This is a genomic window from Maribacter spongiicola, from assembly GCF_052119685.1.
GTDB classification, from domain to species: Bacteria; Bacteroidota; Bacteroidia; order Flavobacteriales; family Flavobacteriaceae; genus Maribacter; species Maribacter spongiicola_A.
On record NZ_JBGQOO010000005.1, the window covers coordinates 25,041 to 47,615 of the forward strand.

Annotated in this window: 21 protein-coding genes; 16 read left to right on the forward strand and 5 right to left on the reverse strand. The window is 36.6% G+C overall.

Features of this window, described 5'->3' with window-relative positions; all coding sequences use genetic code 11:
- Positions 1-105: 105 nt before the first annotated feature.
- Both ACEN2N_RS09810 and thiL read left to right on the forward strand, forming a co-directional pair.
- Positions 106-1,515, forward strand: coding sequence for a Gfo/Idh/MocA family protein (locus ACEN2N_RS09810; RefSeq protein WP_441824156.1), 1,410 nt, complete (start codon positions 106-108; stop codon positions 1,513-1,515).
- A 98-nt stretch (positions 1,516-1,613) separates the two neighbouring features.
- A complete protein-coding gene (gene thiL / locus ACEN2N_RS09815) occupies positions 1,614-2,657 on the forward strand; it encodes a thiamine-phosphate kinase (RefSeq protein WP_441824157.1) in 1,044 nt (347 codons plus the stop codon).
- A gap of 11 nt (positions 2,658-2,668) precedes the next feature.
- Here the strand turns inward: thiL and ACEN2N_RS09820 are convergent, their stop codons facing one another.
- Positions 2,669-2,899, reverse strand: coding sequence for a hypothetical protein (locus tag ACEN2N_RS09820; RefSeq protein WP_133685911.1), 231 nt, complete (start codon positions 2,897-2,899; stop codon positions 2,669-2,671).
- Between the two features lie 251 nt (positions 2,900-3,150).
- On the opposite strand from ACEN2N_RS09820, the gene ACEN2N_RS09825 reads away from it, so the two are divergent.
- Together ACEN2N_RS09825 and ACEN2N_RS09830 are read left to right on the forward strand one after the other, a co-directional pair.
- On the forward strand, positions 3,151-4,428 hold the full coding sequence (locus ACEN2N_RS09825) for a branched-chain amino acid transport system II carrier protein (RefSeq protein WP_441824158.1): 1,278 nt from the start codon (positions 3,151-3,153) through the stop codon (positions 4,426-4,428).
- 92 nt (positions 4,429-4,520) lie between these two features.
- Positions 4,521-5,141, forward strand: coding sequence for a fasciclin domain-containing protein (locus tag ACEN2N_RS09830; protein WP_441824375.1), 621 nt, complete (start codon positions 4,521-4,523; stop codon positions 5,139-5,141).
- 52 nt (positions 5,142-5,193) lie between these two features.
- Here the strand turns inward: ACEN2N_RS09830 and ACEN2N_RS09835 are convergent, their stop codons facing one another.
- Positions 5,194-5,964, reverse strand: a complete 771-nt coding sequence (locus ACEN2N_RS09835; protein ID WP_441824159.1) for an exodeoxyribonuclease III — start codon at positions 5,962-5,964, stop codon at positions 5,194-5,196.
- 9 nt (positions 5,965-5,973) lie between these two features.
- Positions 5,974-7,266 (reverse strand): aminopeptidase P family protein, encoded by a 1,293-nt coding sequence (locus ACEN2N_RS09840; protein ID WP_441824160.1) that lies wholly within the window; start codon positions 7,264-7,266, stop codon positions 5,974-5,976.
- A 147-nt stretch (positions 7,267-7,413) separates the two neighbouring features.
- Here ACEN2N_RS09840 and ACEN2N_RS09845 point away from each other — a divergent pair, with 147 nt between their 5' ends.
- Positions 7,414-8,865: a M20/M25/M40 family metallo-hydrolase gene (locus tag ACEN2N_RS09845; protein ID WP_441824161.1), complete on the forward strand. Its 1,452-nt coding sequence runs from the start codon at positions 7,414-7,416 to the stop codon at positions 8,863-8,865.
- Positions 8,853-10,622 (forward strand): M28 family peptidase, encoded by a 1,770-nt coding sequence (locus ACEN2N_RS09850; RefSeq protein WP_441824162.1) that lies wholly within the window; start codon positions 8,853-8,855, stop codon positions 10,620-10,622. The genes ACEN2N_RS09845 and ACEN2N_RS09850 overlap by 13 nt, the downstream gene beginning before the upstream one ends.
- A 113-nt stretch (positions 10,623-10,735) precedes the next feature.
- On the opposite strand, the gene ACEN2N_RS09855 is transcribed toward ACEN2N_RS09850, so the two are convergent.
- On the reverse strand, positions 10,736-11,020 hold the full coding sequence (locus ACEN2N_RS09855) for a hypothetical protein (protein ID WP_282112453.1): 285 nt from the start codon (positions 11,018-11,020) through the stop codon (positions 10,736-10,738).
- A gap of 166 nt (positions 11,021-11,186) precedes the next feature.
- Here ACEN2N_RS09855 and ACEN2N_RS09860 point away from each other — a divergent pair, with 166 nt between their 5' ends.
- The 10 genes from ACEN2N_RS09860 (at position 11,187) to ACEN2N_RS09905 (ending at position 21,402) form a co-directional block, all read left to right on the forward strand.
- A complete protein-coding gene (locus ACEN2N_RS09860; RefSeq protein WP_441824163.1) occupies positions 11,187-14,033 on the forward strand; it encodes a VPS10 domain-containing protein in 2,847 nt (948 codons plus the stop codon).
- 4 nt (positions 14,034-14,037) lie between these two features.
- The gene (locus ACEN2N_RS09865) at positions 14,038-14,376 is read left to right on the forward strand and encodes a cupin domain-containing protein (protein WP_441824164.1); all 339 of its coding nucleotides are present in this window, start codon (positions 14,038-14,040) and stop codon (positions 14,374-14,376) included.
- Between the two features lie 12 nt (positions 14,377-14,388).
- Positions 14,389-14,778 carry a DUF2721 domain-containing protein gene (locus ACEN2N_RS09870; RefSeq protein ID WP_441824165.1) on the forward strand — a complete coding sequence of 130 codons (390 nt, stop codon included), beginning with the start codon at positions 14,389-14,391 and terminating at the stop codon, positions 14,776-14,778.
- A gap of 109 nt (positions 14,779-14,887) precedes the next feature.
- A complete protein-coding gene (locus ACEN2N_RS09875) occupies positions 14,888-15,322 on the forward strand; it encodes a hypothetical protein (protein ID WP_441824166.1) in 435 nt (144 codons plus the stop codon).
- Positions 15,323-15,488: 166 nt separating this feature from the next.
- Positions 15,489-16,166 (forward strand): succinate dehydrogenase cytochrome b subunit, encoded by a 678-nt coding sequence (locus ACEN2N_RS09880; protein WP_424004191.1) that lies wholly within the window; start codon positions 15,489-15,491, stop codon positions 16,164-16,166.
- A gap of 12 nt (positions 16,167-16,178) precedes the next feature.
- Positions 16,179-18,179: a fumarate reductase/succinate dehydrogenase flavoprotein subunit gene (locus ACEN2N_RS09885; protein ID WP_441824167.1), complete on the forward strand. Its 2,001-nt coding sequence runs from the start codon at positions 16,179-16,181 to the stop codon at positions 18,177-18,179.
- 10 nt (positions 18,180-18,189) lie between these two features.
- A complete protein-coding gene (locus ACEN2N_RS09890) occupies positions 18,190-18,936 on the forward strand; it encodes a succinate dehydrogenase/fumarate reductase iron-sulfur subunit (protein WP_424004187.1) in 747 nt (248 codons plus the stop codon).
- Positions 18,937-19,002: 66 nt separating this feature from the next.
- Complete coding sequence (locus ACEN2N_RS09895; RefSeq protein ID WP_441824168.1) at positions 19,003-19,473, forward strand: very short patch repair endonuclease; 471 nt, start codon at positions 19,003-19,005, stop codon at positions 19,471-19,473.
- Positions 19,474-19,616: 143 nt separating this feature from the next.
- Positions 19,617-20,162, forward strand: a complete 546-nt coding sequence (locus ACEN2N_RS09900) for a type 1 glutamine amidotransferase domain-containing protein (protein ID WP_441824169.1) — start codon at positions 19,617-19,619, stop codon at positions 20,160-20,162.
- 82 nt (positions 20,163-20,244) lie between these two features.
- Entirely contained in the window at positions 20,245-21,402 is a 1,158-nt protein-coding gene (locus tag ACEN2N_RS09905) for a methionine aminotransferase (RefSeq protein WP_441824170.1), read from the forward strand.
- 10 nt (positions 21,403-21,412) lie between these two features.
- Here the strand turns inward: ACEN2N_RS09905 and ACEN2N_RS09910 are convergent, their stop codons facing one another.
- Complete coding sequence (locus tag ACEN2N_RS09910; protein ID WP_441824171.1) at positions 21,413-22,561, reverse strand: serine hydrolase domain-containing protein; 1,149 nt, start codon at positions 22,559-22,561, stop codon at positions 21,413-21,415.
- Between the last annotated feature and the right edge of the window lie 14 nt (positions 22,562-22,575).

A 22,575-nucleotide genomic window follows, 5' to 3' on the forward strand; every position in this document is an offset into this window, starting at 1 on the left:
AAATAATCGATTGAAATAAATTACCTTCAATACCAAATCAAACAACAACTACAACATATGTTACACAACAAATCAAACGACAAAAACAACACCCGCCGAAAATTTATGAAGAATACCGGTATGGCGGCAGCCGGTTTTATGATCGTACCTAGACACGTTTTAGGGGGCACCGGTTATATTGCACCTAGCGATAAACTTAATATTGCCGGTATCGGCGTAGGCGGTAAAGGTCAAAGCGATATTGCTTCTTTTGCCGAAAGCCCTAATGTAAATATTGTATCTCTTTGCGATGTCGATGATAGACAAGCGATAGCGTCTAGAGAAGCATATCCAAAAGCAAGTTATTTCAACGATTTCAGGGAGATGCTAGATAAAGAAGGCAAAAATATAGATGCCGTTTCTGTATCTACGCCCGATCACAACCATGCCGTTGCAGCTTACCAGGCAATGTCTATGGGCAAACATGTATATGTTCAAAAACCATTGACACATGATATTTGGGAGGCAAGAATGCTGACCGAAGCAGCGAAAAAATTCAAAGTAGTTACACAAATGGGTAACCAAGGTGGCTCCGGTGACGGGGTTCGTACCATGAAAGAAATTTATGATACAGGCATCATTGGTGAAGTACACACTGTAAAATGCTGGACGAATAGAGCTATTTGGCCACAAGCATTACAGACACCTACTAAAAAGGACCGCGTACCAAAAGGTCTAAACTGGGATCTTTGGCTAGGTACCGCTGCCGCTAGAGATTACAATAATGCCTACCTGCCTTTTGACTGGAGAGGTTGGTCAGATTTCGGAACAGGTGCACTTGGCGATATGGCTTGTCATATTATGGACCCTGTTTATAGAATTTTACCAATTTTATATCCTGATACCGTAGAATGTAGTGTTTCCGATTCTTTCAGTGGTAATTTTCAATATAAAAATTACCCAAAGAGTTTCCCGAACTCTAGTAAAATACATTTAAGCTACCCAAGAACGGATGGTAAAGGAAAAATAAAAGTTACTTGGATGGATGGCGGATTGCTACCTGAAAGACCAGAAGAATTAGGCGATGACGAAGCTTTAGGAAACTGGGATGGTGGCGTACTATTCATTGGTACAAAAGGAAAATTAATGGCAGATTGCTACGGTGCAAACCCGAGGTTATTACCATTAACGCTAAACGAACAATTTGAAGTAGAACAAACTATTGCACGTGTACCAGAAGGTCATTATTTACAATGGGTAAATGCTTGTATGGCTGGTTATGGCAATGCAGAAACTAGTTCTTCTTTTGACTATGCTGGTCCGTTTACAGAAAGTATCCTTATCGGAAACTTGGCATTAAAATCATATTTCGAAGTAGACCCAACAGTTGAAAATCAAAGTTTCTGGGGCGGCGGAAAACAATACCATGGAAGAAAACGTTTACAGTGGGATGCAGCAAATATGAAAATTACCAATTTCGAACCCGCAAACAAATATGTAAAACGTACCTACAGAGATGGGTATTCGGTAGGATAAGACCAAAATAAATTTACAATTTCAATAGTAAATCCGAAGCTTTTCAGCTTCGGATTTTTTTATACCATTCATCTTGTTTTACTTCTTATTTTTGCAACATGCTAGAAGATAAAGAACAAGAAAGAACATCATTAGAGAAATTAGGTGAATTCGGACTCATTGAACACCTAACTAAAGATTTCAAAATCAAACAAAAATCTACCTTAAAAGGTATTGGTGATGATGCTGCAGTTTTAGATTTTAAAAACAAAAAAACCGTTATCAGCACAGACCTTTTAATAGAAGGGGTACATTTCGACCTTGCCTATATGCCCCTAAAGCATTTAGGTTACAAATCTATAATGGTCAACCTTTCTGATATTTACGCCATGAATGCCACGGCGACCCAAGTAACTATTTCAATTGCAGTTTCAAACAGGTTTCCGTTAGAAGCGCTTGAAGAATTTTACGCTGGTGTAGCAACAGCATGTAAAGCATATAATGTCGATCTAGTTGGTGGTGACACAACCTCATCTAAAACAGGGTTAATGATCAGCGTTACCGCTATCGGCATTGCAAATGAAGAAGAAATAGCTTACCGATCAGGTGCTCAACCAAACGACCTTTTAGTGATTAGCGGAGATTTAGGTGCCGCTTATATGGGGCTACAAGTATTGGAGCGTGAAAAAGAGGTTTTTAAAGTGAACCCTAATAGTCAGCCAGATTTAGAACCATATTCTTATATCGTAGAACGTCAGTTAAAACCTGAAGCTCGAAAAGATATTACTGAACTATTGAAAAAATTAGATGTTCACCCAACATCGATGATCGATATTAGTGACGGACTCTCATCTGAAATTCTACATTTAAGCAAGAGTAGCGGATTGGGAATTGATTTGTACGAAGACAAAATCCCTCTAGACCCTACCGTTATTTCAGCTTGCGAAGAGTTTAAAATGGATAGTACCCTTGTTGCACTTAGTGGTGGTGAGGACTATGAATTATTGTTCACTATAGACCAAAAAGAATTCCCAAAAATTAAGGGTAATCCAAACTTGACCGTCATAGGGCATACCACGGGAAAAGACGAAGGTGCTTTCTTAATTTCTAGGAATAATACGAAGATTCCGTTAACCGCGCAGGGCTGGAATTCATTTACTTAAAACAAGACGAATTATGCTACCTGTTGCTGTTGTTGTGTCGCGGTAGTATGTCTTCTTTGGTAAATATGCTCTAAAGTTCTGTTGATATCTTGTAACTCAGGAGTTAAATTAGAAAGATTACCACTAACATCTGTAGTTACCTGTTTTTGACAGTGAATACACTTGTACTCTTTAATGTGAGAGGTCACTTTTTTAGATATTGAATAGTGGTGACCGAAAATGTTGCAGAATAATTTTTTCATGCTGTAGGTTTTTGTGCAAAAATTTCGATTTGGGTTATCGAGAAAATGCGATTAATATATAAGGTTGAATTTCAAGGAAATTAGCATACACTTTGTTTCCTTTGGTTAAAGTACGGCATATTAAAGGCCTGTACCAGTAATTGTTGTGAGTTTTACCTAACCTGTTGTCAATACCCTTTTTTTTGCTGTTATAGAAAATGAAAAACCTTGCCTTGTCTGTTATTTAATAATCTTTCACTTAATTTGCATTCATGTTCAAAAAGAAGGAAACCCTCGTTACGGCTTTTGCATTGTTCTCCCTTTTTTTTGGAGCGGGCAATCTAATTTTACCTCCATTATTAGGTTTTAATTCTGGCGATCAATGGCTCATTGTCACCATCGGTTTCGGACTATCAGCAGTAGCGATTCCTGTACTTGGTATTTTGGCACATGCAAAACTGCAAGGCACGCTTATAGATTTTGGTAATAAAGTATCGCCAACGTTCAGTTTGATCTATGCGTTTTTCATTTATGCCATTGCTATTGCATTACCTAGCCCTAGAACTGCTTCGGTAACCCACGAAATAGCAATACAACCCTACTGGGATATCTCCTCTTGGTTTACAAGTAGTATCTACTTTGCTTTAGTATTGTTATTCGCTTTAAACCGATCTAAAATTCTGAATATTTTAGGTAAAATATTGACACCAGCAATCATTCTAATTTTGCTTTTGGTAATCGGAATAACCGTTTTCTCTTTCCCATTCGATTTCGAAAGCACTTCATTTGCGAGTCCGTTTACAAACGGAATATTAGAAGGCTACCAAACTTTTGATGCCATTGGTGCCGTCGTTATTGGCGGGGTAATTATTATATCGATCAACTTAAAATATACCCATGCCTCTTATCAGGATAAGAAACTACTAATACGCAACGCCGCTTGGTTTGCAGGTTTATCACTGTTTTTAATTTATATGGGATTAATTCTTTCTGGATCATTAGTACATTCGGTCTTTGATGCCGATACCACGAGAACAGAAATATTATCTGGCTTGGCTAAACAAAGTCTAGGAAACATCGGTAATTTGTTTCTGAGTATTTTGGTAGGGCTAGCATGCTTTACTACTGCAGTAGGTATTGTTACCGGAACAGCAGATTTTGCAGCATCTAGATTCAATGATTCAAAAACGGTCTACACCATAACTGCAATTCTTGGTAGTGTACTTGGTGTTTTAGTAGGTCAATTTAATGTCGCCTATATTATTGCAGTGGCCATACCCTCTTTAATGTTCATTTACCCTATTACCATTATTCTTATTCTATTAAATATAGTGCCAGATAAATATGCATCTGTCTTTGTTTTCAGAGCAGTTACGATTACCACCATATTGTTCAGTATTCCAGATTTCTTAGGTAGTATTAGTGCATTGGCACCTGCTGCGGATACCTTCTCTTGGATTCCGCTGCAACAATATAGTTTAGGATGGGTATTACCTGCTTTAGTGGTTTTTGTACTCTCAAATTTGTATAGCAAATCCATCAAAAAATAACTTCTTAAAAATTTATTTTATCTAATTCATACCCAAAAACCAAACCTTCGCTATTTGGTTTCCGTAAGTGGGGTATACTTAAAAATTAGATGATGAAAATTTCAAAAACGATTAAACTTGCAACTCTTGCCTTAACAATAGGACTTACCACTTCATCTTTCGCTCAAGATGGCGGTATGGAAATGAAGAAGGACAAGAAAATGATGAAAAAGGAAAAAATGATGATGGAGACCAAAATGGTCGGTGGTGCAGAGATGTATCCGAATAAAAACATCATTGAAAATGCAGTAAACTCCAAAGATCACACCACTCTTGTTGCAGCAGTAAAAGCAGCCGGATTAGTAGAAACTTTACAAGGTGAAGGTCCGTTTACTGTATTTGCACCAACAAATGAAGCCTTTGCAAAATTACCAAAAGGGACTGTTGAGTCTTTATTAATGCCTGAAAACAAAGCAAAATTACAAGCTGTACTTACATATCACGTAGTTGTCGGTAAAGTAAGCGCTATGGACTTAATGAAGAAAATTAAAGATGGTAAAGGCAAAGCTGAATTGACTACTGTAAACGGTGGTACATTAACGGCTATGCTAAAAGGTAAAAAAGTACAGTTAAAAGATGCTGCCGGTACTATTTCTACTGTTACGATTGCTGATGTAAACCAATCTAATGGTGTTATACATGTTGTTAATACTGTTGTGCTACCAGGCATGTAATTTTTTGCCCCAAGTTAAAAGAACGGCCCACTAATAGTGGGCCGTTTTATTTTTAAAAAACTATTTCTAAACTAATAGGGCAATGATCACTACCCATTATCTGATCGTGTATCTCGGCTGATTTTACCTTATCCCAAATAGATTCACTTACTAAAAAGTAATCTAAACGCCAACCTACGTTTCTGCCTCGCGCACCACCTCGTGCACTCCAAAACGTATATTTATCGAACGTGGTCGGGTGCAATTTTCTAAAACTATCTACCAAGTTTAATTCCTTTAGCATATGGTCAAATCCATCAATCTCAACCTGTGTAAATCCAGAGGTTTTGTTGTAATTACTTTTCGGGTTTGCCAAATCGTTAGCGGTATGCGCTACGTTAAAGTCGCCCGTAATAATTAAAGGTTTCGATTTAGATAGCTCTTTTAGGTAATTGGTAAAATCTTTATCCCACTCTGCACGGTAATCCAACCTTTTTAAACCACTACCACTATTAGGTATGTAAACGTTAATCAAATGAAAGTGTTCATATTCAGAATGTGTAATTCTTCCTTCTAAATCATGCGCTTCAACACCCATGTCCTTATCGAACTTTACAGGTGCTTTTTTAGATAAAATTCCGGTACCAGAATATCCTTTTCGTTCTGCGCTATTACTAAATAGCACATAATCAGAAATATTTTTCAATGCTTCGGCAACCTGATCATCTTGTGCTTTTGTTTCCTGAATACAAAAAACATCTGCATCAAAATCTTTCACGATATCTTCAAATCCATTTTTTACAGTAGCTCTTATACCATTAACGTTCCACGATACTAATTTCATTTTCTGGTGTTATTTATTCATTAATTCCTCAATCTCATCTGCTTTGATCGGAATATTAGCCATCAAGTTAAAAGGTTCACCTTTTTCTTGAATTACCACATCATCTTCTAAACGTATACCCATATTCTCTGCCGGAATGTAAATCCCTGGTTCTACAGTAAAAACCATGTTTGCTTTCATAGGTGTTTTCAATGCTCCGTAATCATGCGTATTTAAACCAATATGGTGACTAGTACCGTGCATAAAGTACTTTTTGTATGCTGGCCAATCGGGATTCTCATTTTGTACATCAGCCTTATCCAATAAACCGAGCCCGAGTAATTCTGAAGTCATTAATTTACCACATTCTTTATGGTATTCTGCCCAAAGCGTGCCAGGCACCAACATTTTAGTAGCATTGTCTTTTACCCGTAATACGGCATTGTACACCTCTTTTTGACGCTTGGTAAATTTTCCGTTTACAGGTATGGTTCTGGTTAAGTCACTAGAATAATTAGCATACTCTGCAGCAACATCCATCAAAATTAAATCACCATCGTTACAAGACCTATTATTCTCTAAGTAATGAAGTACATTGGCATTAGTACCAGAAGCAATTATTGGTGGGTAAGCAAAACCTTTTGATCTATTTCGTACGAATTCATGTAAAAGTTCTGCTTCAATCTCATACTCCATTACTCCTGGTTTCACAAAACTAAGAAGTCTGCGAAATCCTTTTTCGGTGATGTTACAGGCAGTTTGCATGATTGCAATTTCTTCTGGTTCCTTCACCCCTCTAATTTCTTGAAGAATAGGGTTACTCTTGGCAACCTTATGAGCAGGATACTGATGCTTATATTTTTCAATAAATCGGTCTTCACGCGTTTGCGTTTCTACCGCTTGTCTATAATGCTCGTTAGTATTGAAATAAATAGTTTCAGCCTCAGTCATTAAATCAAAAAAGATTTTTTCAAAATCAGACAACCAACAAACAGTTTCGATACCTGAAACTTCAGTAGCCTTTTCCTTTGTCAGTTTAGCACCTTCCCAAATAGCAATATGCTCGTTTGTTTCGCGAACAAACAGCACCTCGCGATGCTTTTTATTTATAGCATCAGGAAATAAAACCAAGATAGTTTCTTCTTGATCGGCCCCGGATAGATAAAAAATATCTCTATGTTGCTCAAAAGGCAATACACTATCTGCACTTATTGGATAAATATCATTAGAGTTAAAAACAGCAATACTTTTAGGCTGCATGCGGTCCATAAACTTCTTACGGTTCTTTATAAATAGGGAGTTTGATATTTGATCGTATTTCATGAATTCTTATTTTGATATAAAATTAAGCATAATGTGTTGTTTCCTCAGAAAATAGGGCATAGAATTATAAGATTTACAAGAACACCATCTCATATTCTTAACTACAAATTAGCTAACTTGTATACCTAAACCAAACAGAAACAACTCATGAAAAAAATCGCTTACCTATTAATAGGCGCTTTGTGCCTACAGGCATGTTCCGAAACCAAAAAAGAAGAAACTCAATCTGAGCTTTTTGCGCGTATTGATACCGAAATCAAAGCGAACTCTAAAGGTTATAGTTCTTTAAAAGAAGCAACAGAAACTATTGGGCACCGCCTAACAGGATCCACAAACGGAGCAAAAGCTGAAGAATACACCTTCAATAAATTTAAAGAATACGGTTTTGAAGATGTTGCCTACCAAACTTTTGAAGTTGAGGCTTGGGCAAGAGGTGAAGTTTCTTTACAAATAAATGAGGAAGATGTTAAAGTAGTAACTCTTGGTCATGCTCCTATCAAGGCAAATGTTACCGGAGAAGTAGTAGATATGGGCAATGGACTAGATGCAGATTATACTGCCAACCCAGATGCGGTAAAAGGAAAAATTGCTTTAGTATACATTTCTATTTTACCAGATAGTGAAGAAGGCTTAAGTAATTTACACCGTAGTGAAAAAACAGCCCTAGCAATTAAATACGGTGCTATTGGTATTATCATTTTTAATCAAGTTGACAACGGAGTTCTTTTGACAGGTACTGCCTCTGTAACGGGAGAGTTGATTCCGATCCCTGCGGTGTGTATTGGAAAAGAAGATGGTATGGCATTGAAAGAAACGTTGAAAACAAAAAAAGCAACAGCTAAAATTGACATGACCAATACGAGTGATGTCATTAAAGCAAGAAATGTTGTAGCAACATTGCCAGGTACTGAAATTCCGCAAGAAGAAATTATTATTGGCGGACATTTAGATTCTTGGGATTTAGCAACTGGCGCCATAGATAATGGTATTGGTTCATTTGCTGTTTTAGATATTGCTAGAGCTTTTAAAGCAAACAACTTACAACCAAAACGTACGGTAAAGTTCGTAATGTTCATGGGAGAAGAACAAGGATTACTTGGTTCTAAATTTTTAGTTGAGCAGGCTATTGAAAACAAGACTATTGAGAATATTAAATACATGATGAATTTAGACATGTCTGGTAACCCAATTGGTATGAACGCTGGCGGAAAGCTAGATGACGAAAAATTCTTTACAGATTTAGGTGCTGCTATTCAACAACAAGATAGCATCTACCAAAATACATTTTCTAATAAATCTGGTCTACATAGCGACCACCAACCTTTTATGTTAGAAGGTGTGCCGATTTTATCTGTAAACAGTAATCTAGACCGTTCTATTTACGGCTGCTACCATTCTGACTGTGACGATTTTAATTTGGTGAATGAAGACCATATGAAAAACACCGCTCGCTTTGGTACTATGATGCTTTATGCTGTAGCAAATGCAGATAAATTACCTGCGACAAAAATGGATAGTGAAACAACAAAAGAGTTCATGATCAAGAATGATTTAAAAGAGAAATTGATTATTGGCAACGACTGGAAATGGGAAGAATAAATTCACTTAAAAGAATAATTATAAAGCAGGGTATTGTTCCCATATTACTCTGCTTCTCTTTTTTAACAGGATGTTCGCAGCATACTGAAGAACAATCGGTTAATTATTTTGATATTGTTCGCCCAGAATATACGGGTCAACTTGCTTATGAAACTACAGACTTTGTAGAAGATTATTGGCGTGTTGTAGGCAATACAGGCTTTAATAAAACCATTTACCTTATTGCAGACAGTTTAAAAGCTTCAGGTTATGTTCTTGAAGAAAAGGCAAAGGATAGTGACCGATTAACTTATCGTATTGAAAAACGGAAAATGACCCACCAAACATGGGAACCTGTATCTGCTTCATTACAAATTGTTGGCAACGACAAACCGCTCTTACTTTCAGAAACGAATCGGAACATGACCTATTTGAATTCGGCCTCGACGCCTAAAAAAGGAGTAACTGCTGAAGTCATACAAATAAAATCTACTACCGATTTAGAGCGTATTTCTGTGAAAGGGAAAATAATATTCGCAGAAATGAGTGTCAGACGGTTGTACAAAATAGCTTTAGAAAAAGGTGCCATTGGAATTCTTACGTATGACAATCCGGATTATTTACAACCAGAGAAAAACAAGACTTCTATTCAGTTTAGAAGTCTTCCTTCTCAAGATGATGCTGATTTTTGGGGCATTGCACTATCCTACGAAGCGAAAGAGAAACTAAAAACACAGCTTCAAAAAGGTAAAACAGAAGTTTTGATTAACATTCAGACTAAAAGATACCCATCCGAAGAACTAACAATTGTTGCTAATATAAAAGGTAGTGAATTGCCAGATGAGCGTTTAGTATACAGTGCGCATATTCAAGAACCAGGTGCAAATGACAATGCAACAGGCGTAGGCACCCAATTAGAAATGGCCAAAACAGCCGCTAAATTGTTTGCAGAAAACAAAATAGAATTCAAAAGAACCATGACCTTTTTATGGGGAGATGAAATTATTTCCACTAGAAGATATATTGAAGAAAATCCTGAACGTGCAAAAGGGATAAAATGGGGAATTAGTTTGGACATGGTCGGTGAAAATACCGCAGTTACAGGAGGTACTTTTCTAATTGAAAAAATGCCAGACCCAAGTGCCATTTGGACTCGCGGAAAAGATAAACACAGCGAATGGGGCGGTGAGGTTTTGAAATTAGAAGAAATGAAACCGCATTACCTGAACGATTTTATAATTTCCACATTTAAAGAACAAGGCGAATACGCCAATTGGGTAGTCGAAACCAACCCTTTCGAAGGCGGCAGTGATCACACTCCGTTTTTAGAAGCTGATATTCCAGGACTATTACTTTGGCATTTTACAGATCAATTTTACCATACCGATAATGACCGCATTGATAAGGTATCTCAAGAAACCTTGAAAAATGTAGGTACGGCAGCGTTAGTTAGTGGGTTGAAATTGATAAATGCGTCAGATTCTTTTGTTCATGAACAGATTCAAATTTTAAAAGAACAGGCTATTAACCGTTTAAAGGATGAAATTGAATTAACTAAAAAAGTAAAAGAAAACGGAGGGTCAATGTCAGAGGAATCTCTTATAGTTATGGCTTGGTTTGATTGGTATACCGAATCTCTAAACTCTTTAAATGACATAATCCCAGACGAAAATAAAGCTGCTAAACAAGCTATTGTAGAAGCTCAAGGTGAATTAAGCTCAGAACTGAGCAAACTAGGTCAATCTCTTAACGATGATGTATTTAAATCGAAATTTTGACTATTACAGATAAACATTGCAAACTGTCAGTAAATAGATAAAATTAACACCCATATAACGAATAAAAAAGGACCCTATTTTTAAGGTCCTTTTTATTTTAACAAATTTTCAGCTTAACTTTTAGCCATAGCATTTTTTATTACACCTATAATAGCCATAATTACACCACCACCTACACCACCACCGGCAAGACTTGATACTATTCCGGAAACATCCATTCCTCCATCGGTTGCTAGTCCTAACATGCCAAGTAATGTTCCGCCTAGACCACCCCCAACAATACCAGATATGCTATTACCTAAGGTTCCTAAACTAAGTTTAGGTAATAATTTTCCTGCTACATTGCCTCCAATGGCACCAGAAACTAATTGAATAATTAAAGGTAAATACTCTTCCATTTTATAAAAATTAATTGGTTATTGGCAATAATTTAACACTATTTTTAATATATATAGTAATTTTGGTTAAAAAATCGATATAAAATACAATCTCAAGCTCTAAAAAGGTTTTTTTGTGGCAGGCAAAAGTTATTATTAACTTTCACATTACAAATTTCCTATTCAAATGAAAAACTCTTTCCTGTTATTTCTAGCCAGTATTACTATTGCATCGGCACAAATTCAACCCACTTCTTCGCAAAAAGTTGATGAATCTTTAGTCGCAAAAAAAGTGATGGAATCCAATTCACTGGTTAAAAACATTCCATTGAAAAATATTGGGCCCTCTGTAATGAGTGGTCGTGTTGTTGATTTAGCAGTCAATGAAAACAATCCTACAGAATATTATGCTGCCTATGCCTCTGGCGGATTGTGGTATACCAATAACAATGGTAATACTTTCACCCCGGTAATGGATGAAACCCAAACTCAAAATCTTGGTGACATCGCCGTTCACTGGCAAAGTGGAACAATTTGGGTAGGTACTGGCGAGAACAATTCTTCTCGCTCATCTTATGCAGGTATCGGAATCTTAAAATCTACCGACAAAGGTAAAACCTGGCAACATATGGGCTTGAGCGATTCGCACCATATTGGGCGTATCGTCGTAAATCCAAATAATCCAAACGAAGTTACCGTTGGTGTAACCGGGCATTTGTATTCACCAAATAAAGAGCGTGGAATTTATAAAACCACAGATGGCGGAAAAACTTGGAAAAACACTTTGTTCATTAATGAAGAAACGGGTATTATTGACGTAGCCGTTTCACCTAATAATTTTAACATTCAATATGCAGCTGCATGGCAAAAAGATAGAAAAGCGTGGAATTTTATTGGCAATGGCGAAGGTTCTGGTATTTATAAAAGTACAGATGCAGGAGCTAGTTGGTCAAAAACATCCACTCCCGAAAGTGGTTTCCCTACTGGTGAAGGTGTAGGTAGAATAGGTTTAGCTGTATTTAATGATAATACTGTTTATGCTGTTCATGACAGTCAATTTAGAAGAGAGAAATCTAACAAAAAGGAAGAGAAACAAGCCGGCTTATCAAAAGATGACTTTAAAACGCTGTCAAAAGAACAATTCTTAGACCTCAATGATAAAGACCTCAACGAGTTTTTAAAGACCAATAATTTTCATGAAAAATACCGAGCTGCCAACGTAAAACAGATGGTACGTAGCAATGCTGTAAAACCAACAGACCTTGCTTTGTATTTAGAAGATGCCAATTCCATGCTTTTTGATACTCCTGTAATTGGTGCAGAAGTGTATCGCAGTAATGATGGCGGTACCACTTGGGTGAAGCAAAACGAAGAATATATTGATGATTTGTTTTATAGCTACGGATATTATTTTGCCCAAATAACGGTAGACCCAAATAATGTAGATGCCATCTATTTATCTGGCGTTCCTATTATTTCTTCTAAAGATGGCGGTAAAACATACACTTCTATAAATGGCGATAATGTGCACTCTGATCACCATTCACTTTGGGTAAATCCAAATTTACCGGGACATTTAATCAACGGAAATGATGGCGGTGTAAATACTAGTTATGACGATGGTAAAAATTGGTTCAAGAACAACTCGCCAACCGTTGGTCAATTTTATGCCATTGCGGTAGATAATGAAAAACCATACAATGTATATGGTGGTTTACAAGATAACGGCGTTTGGATGGGTCCAAATAATGCTGAAGAAAATACCGAGTGGCAACAAACAGGTCAATACCCTTGGAAATCTATTTTGGGTGGAGATGGCATGCAAGTTCAGGTAGATAACCGAAATGCCAATATCGTTTACACAGGGTATCAATTTGGTAATTATTTTAAAATTGACTTAGAAAAAGACCAACGCAATTACATTCAGCCAAAACACGAATTAGGCGAGACTCCCTATCGTTTTAATTGGCAATCTCCCATCTTATTATCTCCCCATAACCAAGATATTTTATACTTGGGTAGCAACAAGCTGCATCGCTCTTTAAATCAAGGTGATACTTGGGAAACCATTTCGGGCGATTTAACCCAAGGCGGTAAAAAAGGTAACGTAGCATTCGGAACTTTAGCCACCATTTCAGAATCTCCTTTCAAATTCGGATTGTTATATACCGGTAGTGATGACGGACTCATTCAACGCACAGAAAATGGTGGTGGTACTTGGAATATTATTTCTAAAAACCTACCTCAGAATTTATGGGTAAGTCGGGTAATTGCCTCAAAGCATCAAAAAAACAGAGTGTATGCTACTTTAAATGGCTACCGATCAGATGATTTTACACCCTATATATATGTTAGTGAAGATAAAGGGGCCACTTGGAAAAACATTTCGGCAAACATTCCAACTTCTGCCGTCAATGTAATTATTGAAGATACCGAAAATGAGAAGGTATTATTTGTGGGTACAGACAATGGTTTATATGTAAGCTTAAATGGTGGTACATCATGGGAATCTTTTCAAAACGGAATGCCAAATGTTGCGGTACATGATTTGGTAATTCAAAAAGAAGCGAAGCATTTGTTAGTAGGTACACACGGCAGAAGTATTTACAAGGCAGATATTTCAGCGTTACAAAATATGACAACTGAAGTACTGGAGAAAGCATTGCATACTTATCCGTTAGAGAACATAAAGCACTCTAGCCGTTGGGGGAATTCATGGAGCTCTTGGTCAAAGGCAAGTACACCCGGTTTAGATATTACTTTCTATTCTAATCGCGATGATGCATACCAAGCTAAAATAAAATCTTCGGATGATATTGTGGTGAGCGAAACCGAGATCATCGCCAACAAAGGCTTGAATATATTATCATATGACCTAGCATTTTCTAAAATTGGAAAGTTGAATTACCTTAAAAAGCACAAAACCGAATTGAAGCAAGCTGATAACGGAAGTACCTATTTACCAAAAGGATCATACGTTGTTGAAATTATAGGAAACGGCACCAGTGAAAACATCACTTTCGAAATAGAGTAACATAATGAAGATAGTAGATTGGAATACACTACCCGATTTAGGCGTTAGCCATAATGAAGATATTAAAAAGAGAACATTAATTAACCGTGGCGAGATACCACAATTAATGATGTATGGCACTGCCGTTTTTAAACCTGGTCAACAAGTAGAATTACACAAACATGATACGATGTTCGAAGTATTTCATATACAAACTGGTAAAGCCGTTTTTACCATCTCAGGTAAAGAGTATGAAGTAGGTCCAGGTAATTGTATAACCATTGAACCAGGCGAAATTCACGGTCAGCACAACCCTTTTGATACCGATGTAACTTGGACCTATTTCGGAATTGCAACAGACTAAGATAAACAAATTATGGAATTAACCTTAGGGATACCAGCACTACTTTTTCCTGCTATTTCGTTGACCATGCTCGCGTATAATGCACGATATTTAGCCATTGCAGCCTTAATACGACAATTACATCAAAAATATCAAGAAACAGAATCAGTGTCTATTGGTTTACAAGTACAAAAGCTAAGAAAGCGACTTACTATAATTAAGAATATGCAGGCAACCGCTATTATAAGTTTTCTGTTAGCCGTAATTACCATGACCTTAATTTATGCTGAATTTACATTTTGGGCCAACTTAATATTTAGCATAAGTTTATTTGCACTTATGATTTCATTGGTGCTTTCATTGATCGAAGTTCAATTATCGACTAAAGCCTTAGAAATTCAGTTAAAGGATATGGAAAAATAATGGTTACACATCAAGTAAAGAAGCCCAACTAATAACCTAGCCGTTCGTCGATGTTTTTATAAGCTATAAGGTTAATATCTAGTATCTTTGCCGCCTGACAAAAATAGGCATGAAAAGAGTTCGAGAACTCGAATTATTTAATCAAATCAGAGAAATAAGGGAGTTTGAATTTGGGGTGTTTTATTTCTTCAAAGGTGGCATCGTAATATCTGAAATGCATCAAGGTGCGAAATTCAAATGGGAAAGTGCAAAAAAGGCAGTTTACGCAGCGCAAGAAATCTACGAAAAAGGTGTTCCCCTAATTTACATTGCCAATAGAATCAATAAATATCATGTACCACCTTTTGAATGGTTCAAGTTTCATAAAAATCGCTTCGACATGCAATATATTGCATCAGTTGGCGGATTAAAAAACAACGTATTAAGTCTATTGATTAAGAAATTAATTTTTCCAAAAAGAATAAAAACATTCACAGATTTAGACCAAGCTGTACATTGGGCGCAACATATTTCTAAAAAATCCAATCATTCCTCTATTTCTTAATTATCTTTTTGTTTAAAGATTAAGTATTTACAAGCCTAAACAGATGATAAATCTTAAACATCATAATAATTCATTTTAAAATCAGTCTAAATTGAGATACTAAAACTGCTTAATTCTTGTTAATAACTAGCTTGTGATGTAAATTCGCATATAAAATTAACAACTAATGAGCGGATTTTTTAAATCTTCGATTGGTAGAAAGTACGCAATGGCGCTTTCTGCTTTCTTTTTAATGTTTTTTCTACTTCAGCATTTTGCAATTAACATCTTATCGGTTTTCAGTCCCGATGCGTTCAATGAAGCTTCGCATTTTATGGGTACTTTTTGGGCCGTACAATATGTTTTGCAACCTGTCTTAATTTTCGGGGTAATTTATCACTTCGTAATGGGTTTCATTTTAGAAGCTAAGAACAGAAGTGCTAGAGTGAAAACATATGCCAAGAACAATGGTGCAGCCAATTCATCTTGGATGAGCCGTAATATGATTTACAGCGGATTAGCTATTTTAGCTTTCTTAGTACTTCACTTTATCGATTTCTGGATACCAGAAATCAACACCAAGTTTATTGACGGAGACATGACGGGTTTGCTACCGAACGGTGAAGGATTCAGATATTATGAAGAACTTGTTCATAAATTTGAAAACCCATTACGTGTAGGTGCTTATGTTATTGCCTTCATTTTCTTATCGCTACACCTAATGCATGGTTTCAGTTCTGCATTTCAGTCTGCAGGTGCATCGAGCATGAGAAAAGAAAAACTACAATTGTTTGCTAAAGTGTATTCGATATCTATTCCGTTAGGATTTATATTCATTGCACTTTTTCATCATTTTAATCATTAATACCTATTACTTATGTCTGTATTAGACTCAAAAGTACCTAAAGGTCCGTTGAAAACGAAGTGGACCGATTATAAGAACCACATAGATTTAGTTAACCCTGCCAACAAACGTAATATTGATATTATCGTAGTTGGAACAGGATTGGCAGGTGGTTCTGCTGCTGCAACTTTAGCAGAATTAGGCTATAATGTAAAAACATTTTGCTACCAAGATTCTCCAAGAAGAGCACACTCTATTGCTGCACAAGGTGGTATTAACGCTGCAAAAAACTATCAAGGAGATGGTGATTCTACCTACCGTTTATTTTACGATACGGTAAAAGGTGGTGATTACCGTTCAAGAGAAGCGAACGTATATAGATTAGCAGAAGTATCTGCAAATATTATTGACCAATGTGTTGCCCAGGGCGTACCATTTGCACGTGATTATGGCGGACTATTAGACAACCGTTCTTTCGGTGGTGTTTTAGTTTCTCGTACTTTCTATGCAAAAGGACAAACAGGACAACAATTGTTATTAGGAGCTTATTCTGCAATGAACAGACAAATTGCGCGTGGTAAAATTACCCCGTTCAATCGTCATGAAATGTTAGATGTAGTTAAGGTAGATGGCAAGGCTCGTGGTATTATTGCCCGTAACTTGGTTACCGGTGAAATAGAACGTCACTCTGCGCATGCCGTCGTAATTGCTTCTGGTGGATACGGAAATGTTTATTTCCTTTCGACAAATGCAATGGGGTCAAACGTTACGGCATCTTGGAAAATTCATAAAAAAGGAGCATTTTTTGCAAACCCTTGCTATACCCAAATTCACCCAACGTGTATTCCTCGTTCAGGAGATTATCAGTCTAAACTTACGTTGATGTCTGAGTCTTTACGAAACGATGGTCGTATTTGGGTACCTAAGAATTTAGATGATGTAATGGCAATTCGTGAAGGCAAGAAAAAGCCGACAGAATTGTCTGAAGATGAAAGAGATTATTACTTAGAAAGAAGATACCCTGCATTTGGTAACTTGGTACCACGTGATGTTGCTTCGAGAGCTGCAAAAGAACGTTGTGATGCTGGTTACGGAGTAAATGCAACAGGTGAAGCTGTTTATTTAGATTTTGCAGCCGCAATTAAACGTTACGGTATTGAGCAAGCTAAAATCCATAATATTACAAACGCTTCAGCAGATAAAATATATGATTTAGGTGCTGCTATCGTTAAGGCGAAATACGGAAACCTATTTCAAATGTATGAGAAGATTGTTGATCAAGATCCTTACAAAACGCCAATGATGATTTACCCAGCGGTACATTATACTATGGGCGGAGTATGGGTAGATTATAATTTGATGACAACAATACCTGGTTGTTACGCTATTGGTGAAGCAAATTTCTCTGATCACGGTGCCAACAGACTTGGAGCCTCAGCATTAATGCAAGGTTTAGCTGATGGTTATTTTGTATTGCCATACACAATTGGTGATTATTTATCACACGACATTAGAACGGGAAAAATACCAACAGATACACCTGAGTTTGATGCTGCTGAAAAAGAAGTAACCGATAGAATTAATTTCTTTATTAATAATAAAGGAGAGCATTCTGTAGATTATTACCATAAGAAATTAGGTAAAATCATGTGGGACGAGTGTGGTATGTCACGTAATGCAGAAGGTCTTAAAAAGGCAATTGAAGAAATATCGGCGCTTAGAAAAGATTTTTGGAAAAACGTAAATGTTCCAGGAACAACTACAGAATACAACGAACAACTAGCTAAAGCTGGTAGAGTTGCAGATTTCTTAGAATTGGGAGAATTATTCGCTAAAGATGCATTGGTAAGAGAAGAATCTGCCGGTGGTCACTTTAGAGAAGAACACCAAACAGAAGATGGTGAAGCAAAAAGACTAAAAGAGTTTCAATTTGTTTCGGCCTGGGAATATAAAGGAGAACCAAAAGATGCAGTTTTGCATAAAGAAGAATTGGTTTACGAGAATATAGAAGTTAAAGAAAGAAGTTATAAATAAAAAAGGTATCATGAACTTAACACTTAAAATTTGGCGTCAAACAGATGCGAACGACAAGGGTAAAATGGTCGATTATAAAGTGACAGAAATATCTGAACACATGTCCTTTTTAGAAATGATGGATGTTCTTAACGAGCAATTAATTAATAAAGGTGTAGAACCTGTAGCTTTCGATCACGATTGTCGTGAAGGTATTTGCGGTATGTGCTCTATGTATATTAACGGTGAGGCTCATGGTCCTGACAGAGGTGTTACTACTTGTCAATTACACATGAGAATGTTCAAGGATGGTGACACTATTACTATCGAACCTTTTAGAGCAAAAGCATTTCCGGTAATTAAAGATTTAGTTGTTGACAGAAGCGCTTTCGATCGTATTCAGCATGCTGGTGGTTATATTTCTGTAAACACTTCAGGTAATACGCAAGATGCAAATGCTACTCTAATTTCTAAACATGCAGCAGATGAGGCAATGGATGCCGCTACCTGTATTGGTTGTGGCGCTTGCGTGGCAAGTTGTAAAAATGCTTCCGCAATGCTATTTGTAGGTGCTAAAGTCTCTCAATACGCATTATTACCACAAGGTCAAATAGAAGCTGTTGATCGTGTTAAAAATATGGTTGCACAAATGGACCTTGAAGGTTTTGGTAACTGTACCAATACTGGAGCTTGTGAAGTAGAATGCCCTAAGGGAATTTCTTTAGAAAATATCGCAAGAATGAACCGCGAGTTTTTAAGTGCTAATATTAAAAGTTAGGCTTAACAATCATAAAGTTTTTAAAAATCCCGACCGTAAAGGTTCGGGATTTTTTATTTTCAAGATATGCCAGCAGACTATCCGAAAGAACGAATCAAAGTGCCTAGGTTCAACGAAGAATCTGGATTCTATACTACACCTGAACGCTCTAAAATAATGAGCAAAATAAAAGGAAAGAATACCAAACCGGAACTTGCCTTTAGAAAAGCATTATACGCAGCTGGATATCGCTATCGAATAGATTACAAAAAGCTGATCGGTAAACCAGACATTGCCTTACCAAAATATAAAACGGTCATATTTATCGATGGAGAATATTGGCATGGTAAAAATTGGGAAGAAAGAAAGCCAAAGGTTAAAACCAATCGCGAATTCTGGATTGCCAAAATAGAAAGAAACATTCAGCGTGACCATGAAGTAAACGATGAACTTAAGAATTTAGGTTATAACGTATTCAGATTTTGGGAGACAGATATCAAAAAAAATCTTGAAGAATGTTTAACCATAACCTTAGATCATTTAAAAGCTACGCAATAGAGCACAAAATGAAGTTTATGAAGTTCATTTAATAAATGTTTAACCCTTGTGAGCCCTTATTTAATATAGCCTTAACGGATTTTAACCTGTATGATATGTAACTTAGTATCAAACAAATTATTAATCGTTTAAAACTATATAATATGAAGAGGATAGCAATATTAGCTACAAATGGATTTGAAGAAAGTGAATTAAAATCTCCAAAAGAAGCCATGGAAAAAGAAGGCTTTACTGTAGAAATCGTAAGTTTAGAAAAAGGGGAAATAAAAGGTTGGGCAGACGGAAATTGGTCTAACAGTTATAAAGTGGATAAAACTCTTAACGAAGTAAAAGCTGAAGATTATAATGCATTGGTTTTGCCAGGCGGAGTAATCAATCCAGATTTATTAAGAAGAGAAGAGACTGCACTGGATTTTGTACGCGATTTCTTTAAATTGAAGAAACCTGTAGCGGCAATTTGCCATGCACCATGGACGTTAATCAGTGCAGGAGTGGTGAAAGGAAGAAAAATGACATCATTTAATTCCATCAAAGATGATTTAGTAAATGCTGGAGCCAATTGGGTAGACCAAGAGGTAGTAGTAGATGAAGGATTTGTTACCAGTAGAAATCCAGATGATTTACCTGCTTTTAATTCCAAATTGATTGAGGAAATAAAAGAAGGAAAACATGAAATGCAACATGCATAAATCATTTTTAATGGAAATGATAAGCCCAACCAATCGGTTGGGTTTTTTTATGTCCGTATATAAAATTCATACATTTACTAATATGGATTATACACCACATACCAAAGCCTCTAAATTACCCGATGTAAAGACCACCATTTTTACAACAGTAGGTAATCTTGCCCGAGAACACAACGCCATAGATTTATCTCAAGGTTTCCCTAATTTTCAAGCAGATACCAAACTAAAGTCGTTGGTAAATGAGGCTATAAACAATGGATATAATCAATATGCACCCATGCAAGGGTATTATGGACTAAGAGATGCTATATCACAAAAAGTAGAATCGTTACATAACCGCTTGTATAATCCTGAAAGCGAAATAACAGTAACAGTTGGTGCCACACAAGCTATTTTTACAGCCATTACAGCCTTTGTTAGTAAAGGTGACGAGGTAATTGTCATAAAACCTGCGTACGACTGTTATGAGCCCGCAATCATATTAAATGGTGGAATACCAGTTTTTGTTCAATTAGATGCTCCAGATTATAAAATTGATTGGGATATTTTTCGCAGCAAGATTAGTGATAAAACCAAAATGGTCATCATCAATACGCCTCATAACCCCAGCGGAACTATGCTGAACAAATGGGATATGGAACAGCTAGAGGCAATACTAAAACCTACTAATATAATTCTACTCAGCGATGAGGTATATGAGCATATCATTTTTGACGGACAAGTACATGAAAGTGCTTCGCGCTTTCCAGATTTAGCCAATAGAAGTTTTATTTGCGCATCGTTCGGAAAAACATTTCATGTAACCGGTTGGAAAATGGGGTATTGTGCCGCACCAGCTGAATTAATGGCTGAGTTTAGAAAAGTGCATCAGTTTGCGGTTTTCTGTGTAGATCATCCGGTGCAACGTGCTTTGGCTATATATTTGAAGAATCCTTCCCACTATTTAGATTTGAACAATTTTTACCAACAAAAACGAGATTTCTTTCTAGATGGAATAAAATCGTCCAAATTCAAGTTTAAACCATCACAAGGCACTTATTTTCAACTTTTAGATTATACCAATATTTCAAATGAAGAAGATGAAGTAATCGGGAAGCGATTAATCACCGAAAACGGTATAGCATCTATACCGATTTCCTCTTTCAATGTAGATAATAGAAATGATCATATGTTAAGATTCTGCTTTGCCAAAAAACAGGAAACTTTAGAAAAAGCTGTTGAAATACTATGTAAGCTCTAGTATCTACTTCTTAAAAAGCGGCATTTACTTTAGTTATAAACTCACCTATTTTACTTGGTTCTAACCAACGGGTTACCACGACCACATCATTTTCTTTATCTATAACAATAAAGTTACCGCCGAAACCAGCAGCATAATAGATATTTTCAGATAATCCTTCCCAATGTCTATCACCCTTTTTATTCAACCACCACATATAACCGTAGTTTGCATTTGGAGTTGAAGGTGTTGTTGCTTTTTTAATCCAAGATTCTGAAATCAGTTGATCATTCTTCCACTTTCCATTGTTTAGGAAAAGCATACCGAAACGAGCCATATCTTCTGTGCTAATAAATAACCCTGCACCCGAATGACCGCCACCCGTGACAGATTTCATTTGAAGTCCGTCAATTTCAGTCCAAGCATCATCATAACCAAACCAGCGCCATGTAGAAGATGCATCAATCTTGTCCATAATTTTCTCTTTCAAGACTAAAGGCATTGGTTTACGCCATATATGGGTAAGCGAATATGCGAGAACATTTACACGCACATCATTATATTCCATAACAGTACCAGGTTCTTTGGGTAGCGCTAATTTCCAATCATCTATACCACCTTCACTAGGTGGTCTGTCTGCCCAATCTTTACCGCCCCAAAGTTCGCCAGACCAAGCGGAGTTTTGTTGTAGTAAATGTTCCCAAGTAATTTTAGAATTATGTACTCCATCAAAAGTACCGTCCCAGATGTAATCTCTAACTAAATTTTTAGTGTCGGCAATTAGTTTTTCATCTTCGGCAAGACCAGCCATAGTACTCAAAAAACTCTTGGTAACACTGAAAGTCATATCTACCCTTTTGGTATCTCCCCATTGGGCAACTACGTAACCATTTTTAAGAATCATACCTGCCGGACCGCCACGCTTTTTAGTGGGTCCTAATATTTTATGAAAAGGTTCTTTTTCAAAACCTTTAATTATGGCAATACGAAGATCTCTAGAGCCTAAATATTCGTTAGCTTTTGCAAAATCTACGGCTTGCTTTAAAGTAGCATCTTTGATATTAAAGTCTGGTGGTAATTTTACTTTCCAGTCTGCATTTCGTTCTGGAAAGTAATATTCCTGCGCTTGTAGATTTAAAAATCCCAAAAGTGCAATGACGATGATAAAATGTGATTTCATGAAAGTTAGTTTGA

What these genes read in the sequence shown, in the direction of transcription:
- ACEN2N_RS09910 (WP_441824171.1), bottom strand. Translation starts at nt 22,561, where the DNA reads ATGAAATCACATTTTATCATCGTCATTGCACTTTTGGGATTTTTAAAT.
- thiL (WP_441824157.1), top strand. Translation starts at nt 1,614, where the DNA reads ATGCTAGAAGATAAAGAACAAGAAAGAACATCATTAGAGAAATTAGGT.
- ACEN2N_RS09900 (WP_441824169.1), top strand. Translation starts at nt 19,617, where the DNA reads ATGAAGAGGATAGCAATATTAGCTACAAATGGATTTGAAGAAAGTGAA.
- ACEN2N_RS09835 (WP_441824159.1), bottom strand. Translation starts at nt 5,964, where the DNA reads ATGAAATTAGTATCGTGGAACGTTAATGGTATAAGAGCTACTGTAAAA.
- ACEN2N_RS09860 (WP_441824163.1), top strand. Translation starts at nt 11,187, where the DNA reads ATGAAAAACTCTTTCCTGTTATTTCTAGCCAGTATTACTATTGCATCG.
- ACEN2N_RS09905 (WP_441824170.1), top strand. Translation starts at nt 20,245, where the DNA reads ATGGATTATACACCACATACCAAAGCCTCTAAATTACCCGATGTAAAG.
- ACEN2N_RS09810 (WP_441824156.1), top strand. Translation starts at nt 106, where the DNA reads ATGAAGAATACCGGTATGGCGGCAGCCGGTTTTATGATCGTACCTAGA.
- ACEN2N_RS09825 (WP_441824158.1), top strand. Translation starts at nt 3,151, where the DNA reads ATGTTCAAAAAGAAGGAAACCCTCGTTACGGCTTTTGCATTGTTCTCC.
- ACEN2N_RS09880 (WP_424004191.1), top strand. Translation starts at nt 15,489, where the DNA reads ATGAGCGGATTTTTTAAATCTTCGATTGGTAGAAAGTACGCAATGGCG.
- ACEN2N_RS09875 (WP_441824166.1), top strand. Translation starts at nt 14,888, where the DNA reads ATGAAAAGAGTTCGAGAACTCGAATTATTTAATCAAATCAGAGAAATA.
- ACEN2N_RS09830 (WP_441824375.1), top strand. Translation starts at nt 4,521, where the DNA reads ATGAAAATTTCAAAAACGATTAAACTTGCAACTCTTGCCTTAACAATA.
- ACEN2N_RS09890 (WP_424004187.1), top strand. Translation starts at nt 18,190, where the DNA reads ATGAACTTAACACTTAAAATTTGGCGTCAAACAGATGCGAACGACAAG.
- ACEN2N_RS09895 (WP_441824168.1), top strand. Translation starts at nt 19,003, where the DNA reads ATGCCAGCAGACTATCCGAAAGAACGAATCAAAGTGCCTAGGTTCAAC.
- ACEN2N_RS09885 (WP_441824167.1), top strand. Translation starts at nt 16,179, where the DNA reads ATGTCTGTATTAGACTCAAAAGTACCTAAAGGTCCGTTGAAAACGAAG.
- ACEN2N_RS09865 (WP_441824164.1), top strand. Translation starts at nt 14,038, where the DNA reads ATGAAGATAGTAGATTGGAATACACTACCCGATTTAGGCGTTAGCCAT.
- ACEN2N_RS09855 (WP_282112453.1), bottom strand. Translation starts at nt 11,020, where the DNA reads ATGGAAGAGTATTTACCTTTAATTATTCAATTAGTTTCTGGTGCCATT.
- ACEN2N_RS09870 (WP_441824165.1), top strand. Translation starts at nt 14,389, where the DNA reads ATGGAATTAACCTTAGGGATACCAGCACTACTTTTTCCTGCTATTTCG.
- ACEN2N_RS09820 (WP_133685911.1), bottom strand. Translation starts at nt 2,899, where the DNA reads ATGAAAAAATTATTCTGCAACATTTTCGGTCACCACTATTCAATATCT.
- ACEN2N_RS09845 (WP_441824161.1), top strand. Translation starts at nt 7,414, where the DNA reads ATGAAAAAAATCGCTTACCTATTAATAGGCGCTTTGTGCCTACAGGCA.
- ACEN2N_RS09850 (WP_441824162.1), top strand. Translation starts at nt 8,853, where the DNA reads ATGGGAAGAATAAATTCACTTAAAAGAATAATTATAAAGCAGGGTATT.
- ACEN2N_RS09840 (WP_441824160.1), bottom strand. Translation starts at nt 7,266, where the DNA reads ATGAAATACGATCAAATATCAAACTCCCTATTTATAAAGAACCGTAAG.